The sequence below is a fragment of the Noviherbaspirillum pedocola genome (assembly GCF_016632335.1).
In the GTDB taxonomy this organism is placed as follows: domain Bacteria; phylum Pseudomonadota; class Gammaproteobacteria; order Burkholderiales; family Burkholderiaceae_D; genus Noviherbaspirillum_A; species Noviherbaspirillum_A pedocola.
This window is the reverse complement of sequence record NZ_JAEPBG010000007.1, coordinates 172,458-194,347: the sequence shown is the minus strand read 5'-3', so window position 1 is coordinate 194,347 and position 21,890 is coordinate 172,458. Positions and strand designations below refer to the sequence as shown.

Annotated in this window: 21 protein-coding genes and 1 riboswitch; of the genes, 10 read left to right on the top strand and 11 right to left on the bottom strand. The window is 61.5% G+C overall.

The window, feature by feature from the left end:
- Positions 1–77 precede the first annotated feature (77 nt).
- Genes JJB74_RS17415 through JJB74_RS17395 form a run of 5 tightly spaced genes read right to left on the bottom strand, consistent with a single transcriptional unit; the run spans position 78 to position 3,474 of the window.
- Complete coding sequence (locus tag JJB74_RS17415; RefSeq protein ID WP_200593824.1) at positions 78–497, bottom strand: DsrE family protein; 420 nt, start codon at positions 495–497, stop codon at positions 78–80.
- 58 nt (positions 498–555) lie between these two features.
- The gene (locus tag JJB74_RS17410; protein WP_200593821.1) at positions 556–1,212 is read right to left on the bottom strand and encodes a BON domain-containing protein; all 657 of its coding nucleotides are present in this window, start codon (positions 1,210–1,212) and stop codon (positions 556–558) included.
- Positions 1,205–1,801 carry a phosphoheptose isomerase gene (locus tag JJB74_RS17405; RefSeq protein WP_200593819.1) on the bottom strand — a complete coding sequence of 199 codons (597 nt, stop codon included), beginning with the start codon at positions 1,799–1,801 and terminating at the stop codon, positions 1,205–1,207. The genes JJB74_RS17410 and JJB74_RS17405 overlap by 8 nt, the downstream gene beginning before the upstream one ends.
- A 57-nt stretch (positions 1,802–1,858) precedes the next feature.
- On the bottom strand, positions 1,859–2,221 hold the full coding sequence (locus tag JJB74_RS17400; protein ID WP_200593817.1) for a YraN family protein: 363 nt from the start codon (positions 2,219–2,221) through the stop codon (positions 1,859–1,861).
- Complete coding sequence (locus JJB74_RS17395) at positions 2,218–3,474, bottom strand: penicillin-binding protein activator (RefSeq protein ID WP_200593815.1); 1,257 nt, start codon at positions 3,472–3,474, stop codon at positions 2,218–2,220. Before JJB74_RS17395 ends, JJB74_RS17400 begins: the two co-directional genes overlap by 4 nt.
- Before the next feature lie 11 nt (positions 3,475–3,485).
- Between JJB74_RS17395 and rsmI the strand changes: the two genes are divergently transcribed.
- Positions 3,486–4,406, top strand: coding sequence for a 16S rRNA (cytidine(1402)-2'-O)-methyltransferase (gene rsmI / locus JJB74_RS17390; protein WP_200593813.1), 921 nt, complete (start codon positions 3,486–3,488; stop codon positions 4,404–4,406).
- Positions 4,407–4,527: 121 nt separating this feature from the next.
- Here rsmI and JJB74_RS17385 read toward each other — a convergent pair whose 3' ends face one another.
- The 6 genes from JJB74_RS17385 to JJB74_RS17360 all read right to left on the bottom strand — a co-directional run bounded on the left by JJB74_RS17385 (position 4,528) and on the right by JJB74_RS17360 (position 11,812).
- Complete coding sequence (locus tag JJB74_RS17385; protein ID WP_234484253.1) at positions 4,528–5,778, bottom strand: septal ring lytic transglycosylase RlpA family protein; 1,251 nt, start codon at positions 5,776–5,778, stop codon at positions 4,528–4,530.
- Between the two features lie 54 nt (positions 5,779–5,832).
- Positions 5,833–6,945: a rod shape-determining protein RodA gene (rodA, locus tag JJB74_RS17380; RefSeq protein ID WP_200593811.1), complete on the bottom strand. Its 1,113-nt coding sequence runs from the start codon at positions 6,943–6,945 to the stop codon at positions 5,833–5,835.
- Between the two features lie 8 nt (positions 6,946–6,953).
- Positions 6,954–8,957, bottom strand: coding sequence for a penicillin-binding protein 2 (mrdA, locus tag JJB74_RS17375; protein ID WP_200593809.1), 2,004 nt, complete (start codon positions 8,955–8,957; stop codon positions 6,954–6,956).
- A 26-nt stretch (positions 8,958–8,983) separates the two neighbouring features.
- Positions 8,984–9,499: a rod shape-determining protein MreD gene (gene mreD / locus JJB74_RS17370; protein ID WP_200593807.1), complete on the bottom strand. Its 516-nt coding sequence runs from the start codon at positions 9,497–9,499 to the stop codon at positions 8,984–8,986.
- Complete coding sequence (mreC, locus tag JJB74_RS17365; protein WP_200593805.1) at positions 9,496–10,662, bottom strand: rod shape-determining protein MreC; 1,167 nt, start codon at positions 10,660–10,662, stop codon at positions 9,496–9,498. The genes mreD and mreC overlap by 4 nt, the downstream gene beginning before the upstream one ends.
- Positions 10,663–10,768: 106 nt before the next feature.
- A complete protein-coding gene (locus JJB74_RS17360) occupies positions 10,769–11,812 on the bottom strand; it encodes a rod shape-determining protein (RefSeq protein ID WP_200593803.1) in 1,044 nt (347 codons plus the stop codon).
- Between the two features lie 243 nt (positions 11,813–12,055).
- On the opposite strand from JJB74_RS17360, the gene gatC reads away from it, so the two are divergent.
- The 9 genes from gatC (at position 12,056) to JJB74_RS17315 (ending at position 21,878) form a co-directional block, all read left to right on the top strand.
- Positions 12,056–12,358, top strand: coding sequence for an Asp-tRNA(Asn)/Glu-tRNA(Gln) amidotransferase subunit GatC (gene gatC, locus JJB74_RS17355; RefSeq protein ID WP_200593801.1), 303 nt, complete (start codon positions 12,056–12,058; stop codon positions 12,356–12,358).
- Positions 12,359–12,382: 24 nt separating this feature from the next.
- Positions 12,383–13,843 (top strand): Asp-tRNA(Asn)/Glu-tRNA(Gln) amidotransferase subunit GatA, encoded by a 1,461-nt coding sequence (gatA, locus tag JJB74_RS17350; protein ID WP_200593799.1) that lies wholly within the window; start codon positions 12,383–12,385, stop codon positions 13,841–13,843.
- Between the two features lie 15 nt (positions 13,844–13,858).
- Positions 13,859–15,322, top strand: a complete 1,464-nt coding sequence (gene gatB, locus JJB74_RS17345) for an Asp-tRNA(Asn)/Glu-tRNA(Gln) amidotransferase subunit GatB (RefSeq protein ID WP_200593797.1) — start codon at positions 13,859–13,861, stop codon at positions 15,320–15,322.
- 82 nt (positions 15,323–15,404) lie between these two features.
- Entirely contained in the window at positions 15,405–16,007 is a 603-nt protein-coding gene (locus JJB74_RS17340) for a hypothetical protein (RefSeq protein WP_200593795.1), read from the top strand.
- A gap of 96 nt (positions 16,008–16,103) precedes the next feature.
- Positions 16,104–16,183: riboswitch (S-adenosyl-L-homocysteine riboswitch) on the top strand.
- 37 nt (positions 16,184–16,220) lie between these two features.
- Positions 16,221–17,666, top strand: a complete 1,446-nt coding sequence (gene ahcY, locus JJB74_RS17335; protein WP_200593793.1) for an adenosylhomocysteinase — start codon at positions 16,221–16,223, stop codon at positions 17,664–17,666.
- 95 nt (positions 17,667–17,761) lie between these two features.
- Entirely contained in the window at positions 17,762–18,100 is a 339-nt protein-coding gene (locus tag JJB74_RS17330; RefSeq protein WP_200593791.1) for a phage holin family protein, read from the top strand.
- Between the two features lie 2 nt (positions 18,101–18,102).
- On the top strand, positions 18,103–18,951 hold the full coding sequence (gene metF, locus JJB74_RS17325; protein WP_200593789.1) for a methylenetetrahydrofolate reductase [NAD(P)H]: 849 nt from the start codon (positions 18,103–18,105) through the stop codon (positions 18,949–18,951).
- 182 nt (positions 18,952–19,133) lie between these two features.
- Positions 19,134–21,407, top strand: coding sequence for a hypothetical protein (locus JJB74_RS17320; protein ID WP_200593787.1), 2,274 nt, complete (start codon positions 19,134–19,136; stop codon positions 21,405–21,407).
- The gene (locus JJB74_RS17315; RefSeq protein ID WP_200593785.1) at positions 21,408–21,878 is read left to right on the top strand and encodes a type III secretion system chaperone; all 471 of its coding nucleotides are present in this window, start codon (positions 21,408–21,410) and stop codon (positions 21,876–21,878) included.
- The last annotated feature ends 12 nt before the right edge of the window (positions 21,879–21,890 follow it).

Here is a 21,890-nt window from a genome sequence, read left to right as displayed (position 1 = left end):
GTAAATAATCAACGACACGATGTGTGCCGCCAGCAACAAAATTGCATTTCCAGCGAGAAGCCGCACGGTCGCACACCTTAAGGCCGGATATAGACGTAGCCCTCACGCGCTTGCAGTCTTGCCAGTTCGGCTACGCCGGCCGGTACGAGTGTAGTCTGCGGCAGCAGGTCCGAGCGTGGCACGCCGTGCGCCTGCAAGGTGTTGTTGCAGACGCGGAATTCGACGCCTTCTGCCGCCAGCGCCCGGACCGCAGGTTCGAACGGCCGTCCCTCGCGGTCGGTGGCGCCCTGCAGCAGGAAGCGTATGCCTTCGCCAAGCGCGACAACGACGATCTTCGACTCCGGCGCCGCGCGCAGATGGTTGCGGATGCTGGCCAGTCCGCGAGATGCCTGGTCGATGCCATCGGCCATGTGATAGACGACCTTGATCCGGTCCTCGGCATGCGCCGCGCCAAGGAAGGAGAGCGCCAGCAGCAGGAAAAGGAAGACGCGTCGCATGGATAGTCCTCGAAAAAGCGCCGGCACACACGTGCCGGCGCACAAAGAGGGAAACGGATCAGCGGGCGGAGGAGGTCTGCGCCGGCGGATTGCTCATCGGTGATGCTTCGCTCGGATCAATGTATTCGAACACCTTCACCACCTGCGCCACGCCCGAGACGCCGCGCGCGATTTCAGTGGCCCGGTTGCCTTCGAACTGGGTGACGCGACCCATCAGATAAACGATGCCGCGCTCGGTGGTTACCTTGAAGTTGTTGGCCGAGATGTCGCGCGCATCGATCAGCGAGGCCTTCACCTTGCCGGTGATGAGCGTATCGTTCGAGCGCGATGTGAGGCTGGATGCTCCCGCTATGGCAAGCTCATTGACCACGCCTTGCACGCCCTCGATATCCATCACCTGGCGCTCGACTTCGGCCTTGGTCGCGTCATCCGGCACCTCGCCGGTCAACAGCACGCGGCGGTTGTAGCTGGTCACATCGACGTGGCCGGCGCCGCCGGGCATGTTGGAAATGCGGTTGGTGGCCTTCAGCTCGATGGACTTGTCTTCGGTCTGGGCGCCCAGAGTGCGGCGATCGGTAGCGGCCATCGTGCCGACCACCGCGCCGCCCATCGCCAGGCCGATACAGCCCGACAGTGACAGCGTCATTGCGCCAAGGGCCGCGGCAAGCGCCAGCGGCCGCAGCGCGCTGCGCAAAGTCGAAGTGCGCTTATTCATCGCCTTCCTCCCCGAACAGCGCCACATCGATGCCGTCGCACAGGCAATGGATGGTCAAGGCATGGACTTCCTGGATGCGCGCGGTGCGGTCGTGCGGCACGCAGATATGGACATCGGTCTCGGAAAGCAGCTCGGCGATGACGCCGCCGCCCTTGCCGGTCAGCGCGACGATGCGCATGTCGCGTTCGAGCGCGGCTTCGATCGCCGCCACGACGTTGGCGGAATTGCCCGAAGTCGACAGCGCCAGCAGCACATCGCCGGACTGGCCGAAGGCCTGCACCTGCTTGGAAAAGACGTCGCGGAAGCTGTAGTCGTTGCCGACCGCGGTGAGGATGGAGGTGTCGGTGGTCAATGCCAGCGCCGGCAGCGGCAGGCGCTCGCGCTCGAAGCGGCCGACGAGTTCGGCGGCGAAATGCTGGCAGTCGGCGGCGGATCCGCCATTGCCGCAGGCAAGAATCTTGTTGCCATTCGACAGCGCCAGGAACATGAGTTCCACCGCCTGGGAGATCGGCTGGGCAAGCTGCTCGGCAGCCTGCATCTTGAGTTCCGCGCTTTGCCGGAACTGGGTCTGGATACGTTCGTTGATCATGGTCGGGCGATTATATATGGGTGAGAGCTTGCATTTGCCGCTGCGCGCGGAAGCGGTTCAGGCCTCGATGGCATTCCTGATCCAGGACACGGCGTCGCCGTCGATGGCCACCACGTCGAAACGGCAGGCTGGCGGCATGCGGTAACGCTGCAGATAGGTTTGCGCGGCGATGGTCAGCCGCGCGCGCTTGCCGGCGTCGATGCTGGCCGCCGCGCCGCCGAAACGCGCGCTGGCGCGCCGGCGCACCTCGACGAAGACCAGCGTTTCGGCATCGCGCATGATCAGGTCGATTTCACCGCCGCGGCAGCGGAAATTGCGTTCCGCCAGCGCCAGGCCCTGTCGCGACAGATAGGCCAGCGCCGCATCCTCGGCCGCAGCGCCGATGACCTGGCGCGCGGTGGCATGCGGTGGCATCGTCATCGCGCTCCCGCCAGCGGCGCGGCGGCGCCGTCCTGGAACACCGCCTGCGATTCGACGCGGGCAAACCGCGAAGCGCCACCGCCGAAGCGAATGCGCAGCCGGCCGGTGACGCCGTCGAGTTCGAAGCTATCCCGCCCCTGGGCGACCTGGCGCGCCACGCGGTAAGCGTCGATGCCGAGCGCATACAGCCGCTCGAGATCGCCACCACGCCCGGTGCCGGTCGCATACCTGGCCACCGCCGGCGCATCGGGTTGCACCATCCACGGCAGGTCGATGAAGCGCACGCCATCCATGCTCGGCTGGCGCGTCGCCGCGGCCCAGCCGGCGACCGAGTAGGGATTGAGTTGCGACGTGCCGTAGATGGCGATGTCCTGGCCGAGCGCTTCGCGCAGCTGCCTGGCCTGCACCGCGTCCAGCGCAGCGAACACCAGGCCGGGATTGCTGGCGCGTATCCGGTCGATCAATTGCAGCAGCGCCGACGGGCTCAGGTTGCCTTCGCTGGCCGAGAGTTCCACGCTGTCCGCTCCCAGGCCCTGGGCCTGCCAGGCCGCCTGGAATGCCCGCGCCGCGCGGCGTTGCCAGGCGGTCGTGGTCGATACCACCAGCGCCTGCTCGCCGGGATATTCGATCGATGCCCAGCCCGCCGCCTGGCGCGCTTCGTCTTCCACCGACAGGCCGATGGTAAGCAGCTGCGGCAGCGCCGCGCCGACGGCATCGGCCTGGGTCAGCGCGATCGTGGGCCGCGCGACCTGCCCGCTTGCGGCAATGGCCGCCGCGCCGCTGCGCGACAGCGGGCCGACGACGATGTCATGGTCCTGCACCGCCACGCGATACGCATCGACGACCTGCTGCGGCGCGTCGCCGCTTTCCACCACCGTCAGGCTGATGTTGGGATCGTGTTCCTTTTCATAGGAAGCCAGAAAGCCGTCGCGCACCGCGGCTGCGGCGGTGCCGAGCGATGGCGAATTCAGCGGCAGCAGCAACGCGATGCGCGCCGCGCCAGTCACCGGCGCGCCGCCTTGCGCGCCCGCGGAAGGGTAAGAAGGAATGGAAGAGCCCGGAGAGGGAGCCACATCCGGCATCGGCACTTCTTCGGTTTCCGGCTGTTCGAGGCCGCCGGGCATCAGGGTGATATCGTTCTGGGCCAGCATGAGGGGAGCCGCGCTTGTGTTTGCCGGCGCTGTTACGCACAATCCCGCGAACGCCGCCATCGCCACCGCCAGCAAACCGCTCTTCATTTTTCGGCACAGCATCTGGACTCCCAATGACACAACACGCATTCAGCCTTGCCCCCACCATGCTGCAGGAGCTCGTTTCCCAGAGTTATCCGGCCCACGCATTATATGTGCTGGCTACGCCGATCGGAAACGCGGCCGACATCACGCTGCGTGCGCTGCAGTTGCTGGCCATGGCCGACGCGGTGGCCTGCGAAGACACCCGCAACACCGCGCAACTGCTCTCGCGTTACGGCATACAGCAGCAGCTCATCGCCACGCATCAGCACAACGAGCGCGAAGCGGCCGAGCGCATCATCGCGCGGCTGGCCGCGGGTGAGCGCATCGTGCTGGTGTCCGACGCCGGCACGCCGGCGGTGTCCGACCCCGGCGCGCGTGTGGTGGATGCCGCGCTCGAAGCGGGCATGCGCGTGATCCCGGTGCCGGGCGCATCGGCCGCGGTGACGGCCCTGTCGGCGTCCGGACTGGTGAACGATCACTTTCATTTCCACGGCTTTCTGCCGGCCAAGGCGAAAGCGCGCGACAGCGAACTGGCGCGCCTGTCGCGGCTCGATGCGACGCTGGTGCTGTATGAAGCGCCGCACCGCATCGTCGAGACGGTGGATGCCTTGCTGCGCGTTTTCGGCCCCGCGCGCCGCATCGTGTTCGCGCGCGAGTTGACCAAGCTGTTCGAGCAGATGCATCGCTGCGCGCTGGCCGATGCGCCGGCCTGGCTGGCCGCGGATGCGAACCGTCAGCGCGGTGAGTTCGTGTTGCTCATCGAAGGCATGCCGGCGCGCGCCGACGAAGGCGAGGACACGCTTGATGCCGAGCGCATCCTCGGCCTCCTGCTCGAGGAATGCCCGGTGAAAAGCGCCGCGGCGCTGGCGGCGAAGATCACCGGCTTGAAGAAGAATGCGCTGTACGAGATGGCCTTGCGGAGGAAGGCGGAGCGGGACGAGAAAGGCTGATCGGCTGCAGCGATGGAGGCAATGCGTAGGGTGGGCGCAGCCCACGCGGTCCACGGTATGCGGCCAAACGCGTGGGTTGCACACACCCCACGAAAGCTGCGCTGCATTCCGCGGTGAACGCTCAACGCTGCACGATGACCGGCATTGCGCCGCCCAGCTGCAGGCGCCGTGCCGCGCTTTCGGCTTCGGCACGGCTGGCATAGGGGCCGCCGAAGACGCGGTACAGACCATTGGTCTGCGCCATGTCCACCGATGGCAGGCCCGACTGCGCATAGCGTTGTTGCACCGCCTGCGCATTCTCGGGCCGGGAGAAGGCGCCGAGCTGCAGATAGAAACCCGCTGTTGCGGCTGGTGTTGCTGCTGTAGCCGGCGCTGGCGCCATGGTCGGCGCCACCGGTTGCGGCGCCGGCGCTTCGCTGACCATCGCCTGCGGCGTCGGCACCGCTTCAGTCATCACCGCGGGTGTGTCGGGCGCGATCACACCGCTGGCGCCGCTGACGTTGGCGCTGCCCGCATCGCTCTGCGGCGCCGCGATCTGCGCGGCGGACGCAGCCACCGGCACCATCGCGGCGGACGGCACGACACCGCTCGAAGCAAGCTGCACGCCATTGCCATTGCCATTGCCATTGCCATTGCCATTGCCATTGCCATTGCCATTGCCATTGCCATTGCCATTGCCATTGCCATTGCGTCGCGCCGCTTCCATCGACCGGATCTCATCCGGCAGGATGCGCTCGACCTGCAGATTGGCGCTGCCGCTGCCGAGATAGCCGAGCTTGTAAGCCGCGGTGTAGGACAGATCGATGATGCGGTCCGAGTGAAAGGGGCCGCGATCATTGACCTTCACGATCACGCGGTTGCCGTTGGCCAGATTGGTGACCCGCACATACGAAGGAATCGGCAGCGTCGGATGCGCCGCCGTCATCCCGAACATGTCGTAGGGCGCGCCGGATGACGTGCGCTGGCCATGAAACTTGCGGCCGTACCAGCTGCCGCGGCCGCGCTGCACCAGCGGCCGGTCGTCCATGATCGGCGTGTAAGTCTTGCCGAACACCACGTAGGGCTGGTTCGCCTTGCTGCGCAGGTAGGGCTCGATCTTTGGCTCGGCATCGGGAATGGCGAGCAGGTTTTCCGGAATCACATCAGCCGGGCCATCGTCCTGGTAATAGCCGCCGCGTCCCGAACCCGCGCGCGGCAGCGCGGGCGCGTTCGGATTGCGCTGCCGACTCGATGCCGCGTCGGCGCCGCGTTCCGGGCTCTTCGGCACGCTGCCGCAACCGGCGATGATCAAGGTCGCCCCGGCCAGAAGCGCCGCGCAGGCTTGTCGGCTCAGCGTTGCCGCGATTGCCATCGTTCGCGATTTGTCATCCATGGATGTTCTTCCTTCTTGTCATGGCGCGCCGCGCCGGCGCTCTCGTTCGCGTGATCAGGTCTGCACCAGCTTGCGATGCCGCTGAATGCTCATCAGGATGCCCGCGCCCAAGCCCAGCGTCACCAACGCGGTGCCGCCATAGCTGATGAAGGGCAGGGGCACGCCGACCACCGGCAGAATGCCGCTCACCATGCCCATGTTGACGAAGGCATAGGTGAAGAAGATCAGCGTGATCGCGCCGGCCAAGAGGCGCGAGAAAAAGGTCGGCGCATTCGCGGCGATGATCATGCCGCGGCCGATCAGCAACAGGAACAGCACCAGCAGTATGCAATTGCCGATCAGGCCGAATTCTTCGGAAAACACCGCGAAGATGAAGTCGGTGGTGCGTTCAGGAATGAATTCGAGATGGGCCTGGGTGCCATGCAGCCAGCCCTTGCCGGCCACGCCGCCGGAGCCGATCGCGATCGTCGACTGGATGATGTGAAAGCCTTTGCCGAGCGGGTCGGCCGACGGATCGATCAGCGTCATGACGCGCGCGCGCTGATAATCATGCAGCAGCGACCACACCACCGGCAGGCTCGCGCCGCCGGCCACAGCCAGGCCAACCAGTACCTTCCACGACAGGCCGGCCAAAAAGATGACATAGAAGCCGGCCGCGCCGACCAGGATCGCGGTGCCCAGATCCGGCTGCTTGGCGATCAGGCCCACCGGAATTAGCAGCAGCACCGCCGCAACTGCGAACTCCTTCCAGCGCAGCATGCCCTGGCGCTTCTGGAAGAACCAGGCCAGCATCAGCGGCATGGCGATCTTCATGATCTCGGACGGCTGGATCACCACGCCGACATTGAGCCAGCGCCGCGCGCCCTTCTTGATCATGCCGAAGGCCGCCACCGCCACCAGCAGCGCCACGCCCACGGTGTAGATCGGCACCGCGAAGCGCATCAGCGTCTGCGGTGGCACATTCGCGAAGATCCACATGATGGCGAAGGACACCAGCACATTGCGCATCTGGTCCTCGACGCGGCCGGGGAAATCGATGCCCGCCGAGTACAGCGTGATGAGTCCCGTGGAGACGATCAGGAACACGATCAGGGTCAGTTGCGCATCGAACACCAGCAGATGCGGCTTGATGATTTGCCAGATGGAGCGTTTTTCGGTGAGTCGCATGGTGGGTCTTATTCCTGATTGCCCTGGCTTTCGCCGCCAGCCTTGGGGCCGCCTTCGGAATCCTGTTCGGCGCGCATCGCCGCCACCGCATGGGTGTCGGCGTCGGCATCGTCTCTGGCCAGGATCGCATCCTTGGCCGCGGGGGCGTCGCCAGCCGGCGCATTGCGCTTGCCGAGCAGGTAGTAGTCGAGCGCGGCGCGGGCGATCGGCGCGGCCGCGGTGGCGCCCCAGCCGCCGTTCTCCACGATCAGCGCCAGCGCAATCTTCGGCTGCTCGGCCGGCGCGAAAGCGATGTACAGCGCATGGTCGCGATGGCGTTCGTCGATGCGGTTGGCATTGTATTTCTCGTTCTTCTTGATCGACACCACCTGCGCGGTGCCGGTCTTGCCGCCGGACAGATAGGCCGCGCCGGCGAAGACCTTGGCCGCCGTGCCTTCGCGGGTCACGCCGACCATGGCGTTCTTGATCACGTCGATGTTCTTCTGCTGCAGCGGGATGCGGAAGCTTTCCTTGGGCACCGTCGCCGTGCGCGCGCGGGTGCCGCCATCCTCGACGATCTTCACCAGGTGCGGCTTCATCACCACGCCATTGTTGGCCAGCGTAGCCACCGCGTGCGCGAGCTGCAGCGGCGTGAACGAGTTGTAACCTTGGCCGATGCCCAGCGAAATCGTTTCGCCGGCATACCACTTCTGCTGCGCCGGCTTCTTGTACGCATTGCGCTTCCACTGCATGGATGGCAGCACGCCCGCCTTCTCATGATCGAGGTCGATGCCGGTCAGGCGGCCGAAGCCGAAGGGCTGCATGAAGTCGTGCATCGTGTCCACGCCCATGTCATTGGCCAGCATGTAGTAGTAGGTGTCGCAGGACTGCACGATCGAGCGGAACATGTCGACGGTGCCGTGGCCGCCTTCCTTGTCGTCGCGGAACTTGTGATTGCCGAAGTTGAAGTAGCCGGGGTCGGCGATGGCCTGGTTCGGCGTGCGCTTGCCCAGTTCAAGCGCGGCCAGCGCCATGAAGGGCTTGTAGGTCGAGCCGGGCGGATAGGTGCCCGAAAGCGGCCGGTTCACCAGCGGTTTGTCCGGCGAGGTGTTCAGCTCGTCCCAACTCTGCTGGTCGATGCCTTCGACGAACAGGTTCGGGTCGAAGTTCGGCATCGACACATAGGCCAGGATGTCGCCGGTCGAAGGCTCGATCGCGATCAGCGCGCCGCGCTGGTTGCCGAAGGCTTGCTCGACCACCTTCTGCAATTCGATGTCGATGGACAGGATCAGGTTCGAGCCGGGCGTGGCCGGCGTGCGCGACAGCGTGCGCACCGCGCGGCCGCTGGCCGAGACTTCCACTTCCTCGTAGCCGGTAACGCCGTGCAACTGCTTCTCGTAGCTCTTCTCCAGGCCTTCCTTGCCGATGTAGGTGGTGCCGTTGTAGTTGGCCGCGTCTTCCATTTCATCGATGCGCTCGGCATCGCGCTGGCTGACCCGGCCGATGTAACCGATCACATGCGAGGCCACCGTGCCCAGCGGGTACTGGCGGAACAGCCGCGCCTGGATGTCCACGCCCGGAAAGCGGAAGCGCTGCGCGGTGAAGTGCGCAACTTCTTCGTCGGAGAGGCGGGTGCGGATCGGCAGGCTTTCGAAGTTCTTCGATTCCTCGAGCTGGCGGCGAAAGCGCCGGCGATCCTTGAGCTGGATGTCGACTACCTTGGACAGCTCATCGATCAGGCTGTCGAGGTCGCCGCGTATTTTCGACGGCGTGATTTCCAGCGTGTACGCGGCGAAATTGCGCGCCAGCACCACGCCCTTGCGGTCGACGATCAGGCCGCGGTTTGGCACCACCGGCACTACCGAAATGCGGTTTTCCTCGGCCTGGGCGGCGTAATGGTCGTGGCGATAAGCCTGCAGCCAGACGAAGCGCGCCGCCAGGAGGCCAAAGCAGATGAACACGAACATGCCCGCCACCGATAGCCTGAGCCGGAAGCGGTGCAGTTCCCTTTCGGTATTCTTGAATTCAGTCATGGACTTGCCCCGGCGCCTGGCATCTTTCAGATCGGGCGGGTGTCATCGCGGTCCACCGCGCGCCGCTGCGGCGCGAGCAGCATCCACGTCACCAGCGGCCACAGCGCAGCGCTGGATACGCTCTGCAGGAAATAGAACCAGCTCGGGAATTTGCCGCTGACCATCACCTGGATCAGCATCTGCACCGTCTGCATCAGGAACAGCAGCGGCAGCACATGCAGCGCCTGCGTCGCCGGACGGAACCACAGCAGGCGGCGGTGAATCATGATCGCGAAATACGACAGCAGCGTGTACGCCAGCGCGTTTTCGCCTAGCAGCGATGCTTCGTGCACATCCATCAGGATGCCCATCGTGAAGGCCAGGCCGATGCCGACCCGGCGCGGCTGATGCACGCTCCAGAAGATCAGCACCAGCGCGAGAAAGTCCGGCACGCCCATGATGTCGCCCCAGGGCAGCAGGTCGAGCAGGAAGGCGAGGATGAGCGTGGCGGCGATGAACAGCGGGTTCACCGGCAGCAGAATGTATTGCGGGCGGCTGCTCATGGCTTCGGTCCCGCACTGGCATGGGCTGGCGCGGCCCGTTTTTCGGTCGCATTCGCTGGGGCGCCTGAACGTGCAGGTGGGGCCGCGGAATCCGCTCTGGCAGCGGTTTTGACAGCGGCTTGCGGAGTGGCTTTGGCAGCGGCCGCGCTCTTTGCGGCATCCTTGTCGGCGCCCGGTTTGGCGTCACCGGCGCTGTCGCGTGCGCCTTCCGGCGGTGCGGCCTTCGCGCCGTCTTTCGCGGCATCCTTGGCCGCTTCCTTGCCCGGGTCCTTCATCTTCTTCTTCGACTTGTCCTTTTTTGGCTCTTCCTGCGGCATTGGCGGTGGCGGCTTCAATTCATTCAAGAGCACCAGGAATTGCTTGTTGCGGCTGATGCCGGCGGCCGGCTGGCAGACGATCTGGGCGAACGAGTCGCCCGACTTGTGCTCGACCGTGGTCACCGCCGCCACCGCGAGGCCGGCAGGAAACACGCCGTCGATGCCGGAAGTCACCAGCGCATCGCCCGGCTTGATGTCGGCATTGGCCGCGATGAAGCGCAGTTCCAGCACGCCGGACTGGCCGCGGCCGTAGGCCACGCTGCGCAGCCCGCTGCGCACCACCTGCACCGAGATCGCCTGGTCCTTGTCGGTCAACAGCGTCACTTCGGAGGTGTAGGGGAAGAGCCGCGTCACCTGGCCGACCACGCCGGCTTCGTCGATCACGGGCTGGCCGAGCGCCAGGCCGTGCGCCGAGCCGCGGTTCAGGACGATCTTGCGGGTGAACGGGTCGCGGGTGTCGTAGAGCATCTCGGCCATGATCGACTTCACCGGCACCCTGACGTCGGCCGACAGCAGCCGGCGCAGATGCGCATTTTCATTGGCCAGATAGCTGTTTTCCTGCAGCGACTGCGCATTGGCGACAGCGCGCCGGTGCAGCTCATCGTTTTCCCGCTGCAGCGAACCGATGGTGGTGAAGTAGCTGCCGACGGCAAACAGCGCATCGCGCGGCGCGAGCGCGGCCGCCTGCAGCGGATACAGCGCGGTGCCGACCACGCGGCGCACCATGGTCAGCGCATTCATGCGGGCGTCGACCACCAGCAGGCTGATTGCAATCAGCGAGAAGATGATCACCTTCGCGCGCGCCGATGCGCCCTGCTTGAAGAGTGGCGGAGGACTGTATTCCATTGCCGAGAGTTACCTGTGCCGGCCACATTGGCCGGACTCACATCGTAGAGAAGCCATGGACAGTGCGCATGGCTGGCGCGGCCGGGGGCGGCCGCGCAACAGCGAATTACTCGTAGGAGAAGATCGAGCCGAGCTTGTCCATGCGCTCCAGCGCCATGCCCGAGCCGCGCACCACGCAGGTCAGCGGATCTTCGGCGACGATGACGGGCAGGCCGGTTTCTTCCATCAGCAGGCGGTCGAGGTCGCGCAGCAGCGCGCCGCCGCCGGTGAGCATCATGCCCTTTTCGGCGATGTCGGCGCCGAGTTCCGGCGGCGTCTGTTCCAGCGCGTTCTTGACCGCCGAGACGATATTGTTCAGCGGATCGGTCAGCGCTTCGAGGATTTCGTTCGACGAAATCGTGAACGAGCGCGGAATGCCTTCGGACAGGTTGCGGCCCTTGACTTCGAGCTCCTTGACTTCCGAGCCCGGAAAGGCCGAACCGATTTCCTTCTTGATGGTTTCGGCAGTCTGCTCGCCGATCAGCATGCCGTAGTTGCGGCGGATGTAGTTGACGATGGCTTCGTCGAACTTGTCGCCGCCCACGCGCACCGAACCCTTGTAGACCATGCCGCCGAGCGAAATGATGCCGACTTCGGTAGTGCCGCCGCCGATGTCGACCACCATCGAGCCGGTGGCTTCGGACACCGGCAAACCGGCGCCGATCGCGGCGGCCATCGGCTCTTCGATCAGGAATACCTGCGATGCGCCGGCGCCGAGCGCCGATTCGCGGATCGCGCGGCGCTCGACCTGGGTGGAACCGCAGGGAACGCAGATGATGATGCGCGGGGAAGGCTTGAACAATTTGGTGTCGTGCACCATGCGGATGAACTGCTTCAGCATCTGCTCGGTGACGGTGAAGTCGGCGATCACGCCATCCTTCATCGGCCGGATCGCCTCGATGTTGCCGGGCACCTTGCCCAGCATCTGCTTGGCTTCCTTGCCGACCGCCTGGATGGTTTTCTTGCCGTTGGGGCCGCCCTGCTGGCGGATGGCGACGACCGAAGGCTCGTCGAGCACGATGCCCAGGCCGCGGACATAGATCAGCGTGTTTGCAGTACCGAGGTCAATGGCGAGGTCATTGGAAAAGTAGCTGCGTAGAAATCCAAACATGAATTCGTCCTGATGCGCGAGTGCGCTTCGCTTGAGAGTTAGTGGGGGGCCGCAGGAGGCGTTGCGGGAGGGATCCGCAGAATCAGCGCGACATTCTACCTTATAATTCGCGCTCAAATAGACGCGGAAACTCTGGAAAATCAATACCCCATTGCAAGTTTTGTCAGATTTTTTGTCGTCTAATCAATCATCTTGATCATTCCGTCAACTCACCCCAACGCGCCCTGACGGCGCGCTTTGACCATGTCCCTAGCCCTGTCCGACGTAAAACGATTGGCGCAGCTCGCGCAGCTGGATCTGAATGAAAACCAGGCGCAAAGCACCCTGGAAAAACTCAACGGCATCTTCGCTTTGGTGGAGCAGATGAAGGCGGTGGACACCTCCGGCGTCGAACCTTTGTCCCAACCGATCACCGCTTATGATGCGGATTTTTCGTTGCGTTTGCGCAACGATGAAGTTTCCGAACCGAATCGCCGCGACGATTACCAGGCTCCCGCACCCGCAGTGCAGGACGGCCTGTACCTCGTGCCCAAGGTCATCGAATAAGCCGTCATCGTCCATACCGAACTCATGCATACCAAGACCATCAAGGAATTGTCGGCGCTGCTGCGCGACAGGGAAGTTTCCGCAACCGAGCTGGCGCAGGGCTATCTCGAGCGCGCCCAGGCGAGCGACCTGAATGCCTACATCGATATCCAACCCGAACTGACACTGGCGCAGGCTGCCGAGGCGGATAAAAGGCTCGCCGCCGGCAATGCCGCCCCGCTCACCGGCATTCCGATCGCGCACAAGGACATCTTCGTCACCCGCGGCTGGCGCTCGACCGCCGGCTCGCGCATGCTGGAAAACTATGTCAGCCCCTTCGACGCGAGCGTCGTCGAAGCTTTCCAGGCGGCCGGCATGGTGACGCTGGGCAAGCTCAACTGCGATGAATTCGCGATGGGCTCGTCCAACGAGAATTCGTATTTCGGCCCGGCGAAGAATCCGTGGGATACGAGCGCCGTGCCCGGCGGCTCTTCCGGCGGCTCGGCGGTGGCGATTGCCGCCGGCCTGGCGCCGGCAGCCACTGCGACCGATACCGGCGGCTCGATTCGTCAGCCGGCCGCGTTCTGCGGCGTGACCGGTATCAAGCCGACGTATGGCCGGGTGTCGCGCTACGGCATGATCGCCTTCGCCTCGTCGCTCGACCAGGGCGGCCCGATAGCGCGCACCGCCGAGGATTGCGCGCTGCTGTTGAACGCCATGGCCGGCTTCGATCCGCGCGATTCCACCAGCGTCGAGCGCGATCGCGAGGATTACACCCGCGATCTGGAAAAGGATTTGAAGGGTCTGCGCATAGGCGTGCCCAAGGAATATTTCGGTCCCGGCCTGTCCGCCGACGTCGAAGCTGCAATTCGCGCGGCGCTTACCGAGTATGAAAAGCTCGGCGCAACGCTGGTCGAGATCTCGCTGCCAAAGACCGAGCTGTCGATTCCGGTGTACTACGTGATCGCGCCGGCCGAGGCGTCGTCCAATCTGTCGCGCTTCGACGGCGTGCGCTACGGCCACCGCGCCGCGCAATACACCGACCTGGCCGATATGTACCGCAAGACCCGCTCCGAGGGCTTCGGCGAGGAAGTCAAGCGCCGCATCCTGGTCGGCGCCTATGTGCTGTCGCACGGCTATTACGACGCCTATTACCTGCAGGCGCAGAAGATCCGCCGCCTGATCGCCGACGATTTCCGGCAGGCGTTCACGCAATGCGACGTCATCATGGGGCCGGTCGCACCAACCGTGGCCTGGGATTTGGGCGCGAAGGCCGACGACCCGGTCGCCAATTACCTGGCCGACATCTTCACCCTCGGCGCCAGCCTGGCCGGTTTGCCCGGCATGTCGATTCCCTGCGGCTTCGGCCAGGGCGAAAAGAATGGCAAGCGCCCGGTCGGCCTGCAATTGATCGGCAATTATTTCGGCGAAGCGAAACTGCTCAACATCGCGCACCAGTACCAGCGCGCGACCGACTGGCATTTGCGCCAGCCTGGGCAACAGTAAGAGAGCGAGGAAAACATGCAGTGGGAAGTCGTTATCGGTCTGGAGACGCATGCGCAGCTCACGACCCAATCGAAGATCTTTTCCGGCGCATCGACGCGCTTCGGCGCCGAACCGAACACGCAGGCTTGCCCGGTGGACCTGGCGCTGCCCGGCGTGCTGCCGGTGCTGAATCGTGGCGCGGTCGAGCGTGCGATTCAATTTGGCCTGGCCATCGGCGCGACGATTGCGCCGCGCTCGGTGTTCGCGCGCAAGAATTACTTTTACCCCGATCTGCCCAAGGGTTACCAGATCAGCCAGTATGAGATTCCGGTAGTGCAGGGCGGCACGCTCTCCTTCATCCTCGAGCGCGACGGCAAGCCCGAGATGCGCACCGTGCATCTGACCCGCGCCCATCTCGAGGAAGACGCCGGCAAGTCGCTGCACGAGGATTACCAGGGCATGACCGGCATCGATTTGAATCGCGCCGGCACGCCGCTTTTGGAAATCGTCACCGAGCCGGATATGCGCAGCGCCGCCGAGGCGGTGGCTTATGCGAAGGCGCTGCATGCGCTGGTGACCTGGCTGGGCGTGTGCGACGGCAACATGCAGGAAGGTTCGTTCCGCTGCGATGCGAACGTCTCGGTGCGCCCGGTCGGCCAGAAGGAATACGGCACCCGCTGCGAAATCAAGAACCTGAACTCGTTCCGCTTCCTGGAAGAGGCGATCAACATCGAAGTGCGCCGCCAGATCGAGCTGATTGAGGATGGCGGCCGCGTGGTGCAGGAAACCCGGCTGTACGACCCGGATCGCCGCGAAACCCGTTCGATGCGCAGCAAGGAAGATGCACAGGATTATCGCTATTTCCCGGACCCGGACCTGCCGCCGCTGGCGATTTCGCAAGCCTGGATCGACCGCGTAAAGGCCGACATGCCGGAACTGCCGGGCGCGATGCGCGAGCGCTTCGTCGCCGACTACGGTCTGCCCGAATACGACGCGATGGTGCTGACGCAGTCGAAGGCGATGGCGGCGTATTTTGAAGCCGCGGTGGCCGCCGCCGGCCGCGAGCAGGCCAAGGCGGCCGCGAACTGGCTCATGGGCGACGTCGCCTCGACGCTGAACCGCGAAGGCGTAGACATTGCCGAGGCGCCGGTGTCGGCAGAGCAGCTCGCGCTGCTGTTGAAGCGCATCGCCGACGGCACGATTTCCAACAAGATCGCCAAGGAAGTGTTCGGCGCGATGTGGGAAGCGAAGTCTGCATCGGCAAACCTGGCCGATGAAGTCATCGACGCCAAGGGCTTGAAGCAGATCTCGGATTCCGGCGCGCTGGAAAAGATCGTCGACGAGGTGCTGGCCGCGAACGCGAAATCGGTGGAGGAATTCCGCGCCGGCAAGGAAAAGGCGCTGAACGCGCTGATCGGCCAGGCGATGAAGGCTTCGCGCGGCAAGGCGAATCCGGGGCAGTTGACGGAGTTGCTGAAGCAGAAGCTGACCACGGCGTAAGGCGATTCTGCGGAAAAAACGTCTCGAACCCTGGCTTTCATGCGGTTACGTAAGGGCCGTTCCCTAACGCATGGAGGTCAGGATGTACCGCATCGCCGCCAACTTTGTCGAAAATGTAAGAAGCTTTTTCTCCACCCCGGGGCACGAGCAGGATGAGAGGGTAGGCAAGCTGGGCAATAGGCAGCTTGCAGCCAATGCTGTTCCCGCTCCCGCGCCCAAAGCAAGCCACCACTCCTCCCGAAACTGGTTCAACATGCTCAGCTTGCGGTTTCGCTTGCCGCAATCCCTTACACCATCAATGCCGAGAACACTGGTGCGATGGCGAGCCACAGCAGCATTCAAGGAAGCGCTCAATCACATCAAGGAAGCTGGTCCGCTAGGCAAGGCGCCTAGGGACTTCACCAAGGCGGTTAAAGCGTTTGCGCGCTTTCAAGCCTTGATTGTTGATGCGCCGGACAGGGAGCAAATGCTCGAGCAAATCATCACTGATGGTTTCAAGGGAAGAGACCTGCAGCAAAGAGCGGTGCTGCTCAGTGAGCTCCAGAAAGAAACCGGGTTTTACTCAGCGCTGCAACAGTCAATCCAAAAGGATGCGGATGGAAAGAATGCGCTGCCAATGTTTTGCGACGAGGTCGTCGAAATCGCCACGGAAATCCTTGCTTCCATGAGGAAATTTAAAGGTTGATTTGCTTTCGCCGCCGGTTCGACAAAGTAGCACAACCGAACCGGGCTTCCTTCGATCCCCGCTGACACTCCCCGCCAATTCCTTTACAATCCCCGGTTCGTCAAGGAGCGTTGCGACAGGATTCCCCATCCTGCCAGGCTTGACGGAACTTCCTGATTCAACCGCGCTCACGTTCACTTTTTCTTAATTCATTTTTCAAGGAAAGGAGGCGTGATGAGCGCCCTGCCACAAACTTCCCAGAACACTTCCCAGAACCAGCAAGATTTCGTCGTCGCCGATCTGTCCCTGGCCGATTGGGGCCACAAGGAAATCCGCATCGCCGAAACCGAAATGCCCGGCCTGATGGCAATCCGCGAGGAATATGCCGCCAGCCAGCCGTTGAAAGGCGCCCGCATCACCGGCTCGATCCACATGACGATCCAGACCGCGGTGCTGATCCAGACCCTGGAAGCGCTCGGCGCCAAGGTACGCTGGGCTTCCTGCAACATCTACTCGACCCAGGACCACGCCGCCGCCGCAATCGCCGACAACGGCACCCCGGTGTTCGCGTTCAAGGGCGAAACGCTGGACGACTACTGGGAATTCACGCACCGCATCTTCGAATGGCCGGACACCGCCGAGGGTCCGCAGTACGCCAACATGATCCTCGACGACGGCGGCGACGCCACCCTGCTGCTGCACCTCGGTACCCGCGCCGAGAAGGACGCGTCGGTGCTGGACAATCCGGGTTCCGAAGAGGAAATCTGCCTGTTCAACTCGATCAAGAAGCGCCTCGCGACCCAGCCGAACTGGTATTCCACCCGCCTGGCGCAGATCAAGGGCGTGACCGAGGAAACCACCACCGGCGTGCATCGCCTCTACCAGATGCACCGCGAGCTGAAGCTGGCCTTCCCGGCGATCAACGTCAACGACTCGGTCACCAAGTCCAAGTTCGACAACCTGTACGGCTGCCGCGAATCGCTGGTCGACGGCATCAAGCGCGCCACCGACGTGATGGTCGCCGGCAAGATCGCCGTGGTCGCCGGCTACGGCGACGTGGGCAAGGGTTCGGCCCAGGCGCTGCGCGCGCTGTCGGCGCAGGTGTGGGTCACCGAGATCGACCCGATCTGCGCGCTGCAGGCCGCGATGGAAGGCTACCGCGTCGTGACCATGGACTACGCCGCCGAGCATGGCGACATCTTCGTCACCGCGACCGGCAACTACCATGTGATCACCCACGAGCACATGAAGAAGATGAAAGACCAGGCCATCGTCTGCAACATCGGCCACTTCGACAATGAAATTGAAGTCGCCGCGCTGCGCCAGTACACCTGGGAAAACATCAAGCCGCAGGTGGATCACATCATCTTCCCGGACGGCAAGCGCATCATCCTGCTGGCCGAAGGTCGCCTGGTGAACCTGGGCTGCGGCACAGGCCATCCGTCCTACGTTATGAGCTCCTCGTTCGCGAACCAGACCATCGCCCAGATCGAGCTGTACACCAACACCGACAAGTACCCGGTCGGCGTGTACACGCTGCCGAAGCACCTGGATGAAAAGGTCGCCAGGCTGCAGCTGAAGAAGCTCAATGCGCAGCTGACCGAGCTGACCCAGGAGCAGGCCGCCTACATCGGCGTGCAGAAGGAAGGCCCGTTCAAGCCGGAGCATTACCGCTACTGAGTAGGGCAGGGGGCCGGGCGGCGTATCGCCCGCCTCCTGGGCACGGGGCGAAGATTCGCCCCGTTTTCCTGTTCGTCGTCCCTCAAGGAGGATGCATGCGCCTGCTGCTCGCCTGGATCATCAATGCCATCGCCCTGTTCCTGGTGCCTTACCTGCTGCGCTCGGTGTACATCCAGAGCATAGGAACGGCGCTCGTCGCCGCCGCTATCCTGGCGCTGGTCAACACCCTGATCCGGCCGATCCTGGTGGTGCTGACGCTGCCGGTGACCGTACTGACGCTGGGCCTGTTCATCTTCATCATCAACGGCCTGATGTTCTGGCTGGTGGCGAACCTGGTGGGCGGATTCGCGGTGGCCGGCTTTGGTTCGGCGATCTTGGGCGCGCTGATTTACAGCATCATCTCCTGGGGACTGTCTTCCCTGTTGCTGAGATAACCATGTCCGACAAGATTTACAGCATCGAACTTTTTCCGCCGAAGACGCCGGAAGGCGCGCAAAAGCTGCGCGCCACTCGCGCCAAGCTGGCGGAACTGCAGCCGCGCTATTTCTCGGTGACCTTCGGCGCCGGCGGATCTACCCAGGCCGGCACCCGTGACACCGTGTTCGAGATCAAGGCCGAAGGCCACGACGCCGCGCCGCACCTGTCCTGCATCGGCCGCGACCGCGATGAATTGCGCGCGATGCTGGCCGAGTACAAGGCGCACGATGTGCGGCGGGTGGTGGCGTTGCGCGGCGATCTGCCGAGCGGCTACGGCCGGCTGGAGGCGTCGTCCGGCGAATTTGTGTATGCGGAACAGCTGATCGCCTTCATTCGCCAGGAAACCGGCGACTGGTTCCACATCGAAGCCGCGGCCTATCCGGAAAGCCATCCGCAGGCGAAATCGCCGGAGGATGACCTGCGCCATTTCGTCAGCAAGGTGCGTGCCGGCGCGGATGCGGCGATCACCCAGTACTTCTACAACGCCGACGCGTATTTCCGTTTCGTCGACGATGCGAGAAAGCAGGGCGTGGACGTGCCCATCGTGGCCGGCATCATGCCGATCACGAATTACGCGCAGCTGGTGCGCTTCTCCGACATGTGCGGCGCCGAGATTCCACGCTGGATCCGGCTGAAGCTGGCGAGTTTTGGCGACGATGTCGAGTCGCTGAAGGCGTTTGGGCTGGATGTGGTGACGCAGTTGTGCGAACGCCTCCTGGCGGGCGGCGCGCCGGGCCTGCATTTCTATACTTTGAACCAGGCCGGTCCGACGACCGAGATCTGGCAGCGGCTGGGTTTGAGCGGCTGATTCTCCTCTTCATCAAGGATCGCGATATCTGCCGGATGTCGCGATCCCTTCCATTTCCTGCCTAAGTCCGGTTTTTTTATCCGGCCAGCCTTCAGGTCCGAGCGATTGCGAAATCGCGAACCATTTTTTCGACGCTGATACTCAAGGAAGCACTCTTCTCAGGACCAAGTCCGCTTCCCATCATGAGCTCATCCGTTATACAAGCAAGAAGCCAAATTCCTGCGCAATCCTTCGCCGATTCCATTGCGCCTGCATTGAACAATGAAGAGAGGCTTGGATTTATTGGAACGCGAACGCTCGTTCAGCAATCCGCGCCGCAACCCAGAGCGATTTTCAGGCCGAGTCGCTTGTCCTATATCCGCAGCTTTTTTGAAAGACATTTCGAAAATCTGACGACCTTGCGTACCGAAGCGCGTCGCTCCATGCATGAGAGACATGCAATAGCGGACCTGTCCCGTGACATTGGGGAAGTGATCCGATTCTTGATGGAGAAGCAGGGAAAGTTTGATCCAAAAAAGGATGCACGGCTTTGGAAAAAGCTGCAGCACAGTTTTGAGGCGGCATCAGCTTTGTGCGGCTATACAAGTGAAAAAGCAAAATTGTTTCCTGAAATATTGGCCAAACATTTTTCTGGTCTGAGTGCGGAGCAGGAGTTAAACGTCCGGAATGCGCTCACGAAGATAAAAAAGGACAATGAGCTTTTCTGTAGAAGTCATGGCGTCGTAGATCACCTTGAAAATGCAGTGAAAAGCTGTGTTGCTCAATCCATGCGAAAACCGTTGGAATATCTTTTTAGTGCTGCATCGAATGGAGATGTGAATGGCGATCTTTTACAAGATGTCGTTATGGAGCTTAAGGTCCATGGTGGGTTTGATATCTCCTCTGAAATCAAACAGCAGTTCGATATACTTTGGAGTCAAGCAAGCGTAAAAGCAAAGTTTGCTTTGCTTGAAGCTAGCATTGGGAATGATACTGTTTTTGGTAAATGTGAATCTATGTTGGCTAGTACTCTTGGGATGAATCCGAGTAAGAAAAATTGGTGGGAAGAGGCCAGTCAACAGATCAAGCTGGATCTTTCGCGAAATCTTACTGAAAAGCTAAAAATGCGCCAGAAGCAGCGTGAAGCTGATTTCAATGCCAAATGCAAGCTCCCCGAGCGCCTTTACGATGATGAGCTGACGGAACTGATGAAGCTCGGCAAAGATGCTTACCCAAAATCCCCGTTCACCAAAAAACTAGCTGACGAATATAAAAAAAGAAGTCCAATACATGCGATAAAAAAACCTTTCATGCCTGACCATGCAGTGAGAAATGCGCTGCTATTCAGTTGCTCTGAGAATAGTTTTATGCGTATGTATGAAGGAATTTTCAAATTGAAGAGCTACGTCGGAAAACAACAATTAATGTTCCCGCAGTCCAGCCCATCCGAAATTCTTAAGAAATTATTTGATGGTTTTGACCCTATTGAAAAGATAAATTTGACGTCAGATGGCTGTGTTCGGCGTCTGATTACTCTTCGTGCTGCGTTGCTGAAAGAGGGAGGGGGACATAGTAATGAATTCGTCAAGTTGTTGAATTGCTTGTTCGAGGTGTTTGAGGTTGATATTGAAAGTACGTCTGCGCAAGAACAAATTTCTCCGATGGCGTTTAGAAAAGCCGAGAGAGTTTTTAAGTTTTTGAGCGGGAAGCAACTAAAAACAAAAGACAGTGGCGATGATGGAGTTAACCTGGACGATTTTGGGAAGTCTTGGTCTGCATCCATTCAACAAAGAGTCGGAGCGATAAAAAGCGCTCCGCTTGATGCCAGGAAAGTGGAGGATACGCATAAAGCGTTTGCTCAAGATGTGCCTCGGGATCTCAGTATATTTTTTGATGGGAAACCATTCTTGGGTTCCAGCGGTTACAGTCGTGAAGCCATGATAAGTCGCGCACACAAGAAAATATTGAATATCACCAAAAATAATTACGATCAGGCTGGATCGTTGATGATGATTTTGAATCAAGCCCCCAGCAATTCAATACAAGAGGTGTTTATACGCGAGCCGCTCCTCAAATTGTCTTCTGATAAATTGAAGAAGCCGGAATCGATGAGTGTCGCATCACCGGATGAATCTAGCTTGGTGCCGACGAAGTCGGATTTTGTTTTTAACCTTTCCCGCCTTGAAAATGGACAGGTTTCGGTGAAATTTGCAATGTGTAACGAGGAATTGAGTCAGGCGCTTGAAGTCATAGGTGGGGGGATATTCAACTTGGATAAAAATACTTCATCCTTCTTTCTCGAGGCGGAATTCCTGGTGGATGAAAGTGGTAATGTAAGTGCGCCTATATTGGGGGAATATGAGTTTTCGGGGCATATAACTGAGCGTGAGCCCGAAGTCGGTGGATATCACCGTTTGCGTAATGCAAGCGAAAAAAATAAGGGGCCGATAAAACAGGTCCAAACAATAGAAGATTAAATGAAGAAAAAGGTGAATGCCATGGATGTGATTTCTGATTTCGCCGCTTTAGCCAATTTGCCAAATTTCGCTCTGGATGAACGAGGCATGGCCCGTCTTCAACTTGATGGCGCGATGCTGATCGACTTCGAGCACGACCCTAATCAAAATGTTCTTCACCTTTATTCTTCGATTGGGCCAGCTCCCTTTGCCGGTGGAGAGACTGCTTTGCGATTATTGCTGGAGGCAAATCTCTTTCAAGACCGGAGTTTGGGTACGGCATTTGCACTTGACAGCGGAACTGGAGAGTTCATGGCGTGTGCGCGACTGGAACTGGAAACCTTGAACGGACAAAGACTTGTGACGCACGTTGAGAGAATGGCTGCAGCGGTGGAAAAAATTCGCGAAGAACTCGATGGACTAAGCCGTTCCTCCGACGGTTTTGCAGAGAACCGTCTGTCAGTTCTTGCAAATGGACTATTGCCTGGTTGAAGCGGATTTTAT

What these genes read in the sequence shown, in the direction of transcription:
- JJB74_RS17360 (WP_200593803.1), bottom strand. Translation starts at nt 11,812, where the DNA reads ATGTTTGGATTTCTACGCAGCTACTTTTCCAATGACCTCGCCATTGAC.
- rsmI (WP_200593813.1), top strand. Translation starts at nt 3,486, where the DNA reads ATGACACAACACGCATTCAGCCTTGCCCCCACCATGCTGCAGGAGCTC.
- mreD (WP_200593807.1), bottom strand. Translation starts at nt 9,499, where the DNA reads ATGAGCAGCCGCCCGCAATACATTCTGCTGCCGGTGAACCCGCTGTTC.
- gatA (WP_200593799.1), top strand. Translation starts at nt 12,383, where the DNA reads ATGCATACCAAGACCATCAAGGAATTGTCGGCGCTGCTGCGCGACAGG.
- ahcY (WP_200593793.1), top strand. Translation starts at nt 16,221, where the DNA reads ATGAGCGCCCTGCCACAAACTTCCCAGAACACTTCCCAGAACCAGCAA.
- JJB74_RS17315 (WP_200593785.1), top strand. Translation starts at nt 21,408, where the DNA reads ATGAAGAAAAAGGTGAATGCCATGGATGTGATTTCTGATTTCGCCGCT.
- metF (WP_200593789.1), top strand. Translation starts at nt 18,103, where the DNA reads ATGTCCGACAAGATTTACAGCATCGAACTTTTTCCGCCGAAGACGCCG.
- JJB74_RS17340 (WP_200593795.1), top strand. Translation starts at nt 15,405, where the DNA reads ATGTACCGCATCGCCGCCAACTTTGTCGAAAATGTAAGAAGCTTTTTC.
- JJB74_RS17415 (WP_200593824.1), bottom strand. Translation starts at nt 497, where the DNA reads ATGCGACGCGTCTTCCTTTTCCTGCTGCTGGCGCTCTCCTTCCTTGGC.
- gatB (WP_200593797.1), top strand. Translation starts at nt 13,859, where the DNA reads ATGCAGTGGGAAGTCGTTATCGGTCTGGAGACGCATGCGCAGCTCACG.
- mrdA (WP_200593809.1), bottom strand. Translation starts at nt 8,957, where the DNA reads ATGACTGAATTCAAGAATACCGAAAGGGAACTGCACCGCTTCCGGCTC.
- JJB74_RS17410 (WP_200593821.1), bottom strand. Translation starts at nt 1,212, where the DNA reads ATGAATAAGCGCACTTCGACTTTGCGCAGCGCGCTGCGGCCGCTGGCG.
- mreC (WP_200593805.1), bottom strand. Translation starts at nt 10,662, where the DNA reads ATGGAATACAGTCCTCCGCCACTCTTCAAGCAGGGCGCATCGGCGCGC.
- gatC (WP_200593801.1), top strand. Translation starts at nt 12,056, where the DNA reads ATGTCCCTAGCCCTGTCCGACGTAAAACGATTGGCGCAGCTCGCGCAG.
- JJB74_RS17405 (WP_200593819.1), bottom strand. Translation starts at nt 1,801, where the DNA reads ATGATCAACGAACGTATCCAGACCCAGTTCCGGCAAAGCGCGGAACTC.
- JJB74_RS17400 (WP_200593817.1), bottom strand. Translation starts at nt 2,221, where the DNA reads ATGACGATGCCACCGCATGCCACCGCGCGCCAGGTCATCGGCGCTGCG.
- JJB74_RS17330 (WP_200593791.1), top strand. Translation starts at nt 17,762, where the DNA reads ATGCGCCTGCTGCTCGCCTGGATCATCAATGCCATCGCCCTGTTCCTG.
- JJB74_RS17385 (WP_234484253.1), bottom strand. Translation starts at nt 5,778, where the DNA reads ATGGATGACAAATCGCGAACGATGGCAATCGCGGCAACGCTGAGCCGA.
- JJB74_RS17395 (WP_200593815.1), bottom strand. Translation starts at nt 3,474, where the DNA reads ATGCTGTGCCGAAAAATGAAGAGCGGTTTGCTGGCGGTGGCGATGGCG.
- JJB74_RS17320 (WP_200593787.1), top strand. Translation starts at nt 19,134, where the DNA reads ATGAGCTCATCCGTTATACAAGCAAGAAGCCAAATTCCTGCGCAATCC.
- rodA (WP_200593811.1), bottom strand. Translation starts at nt 6,945, where the DNA reads ATGCGACTCACCGAAAAACGCTCCATCTGGCAAATCATCAAGCCGCAT.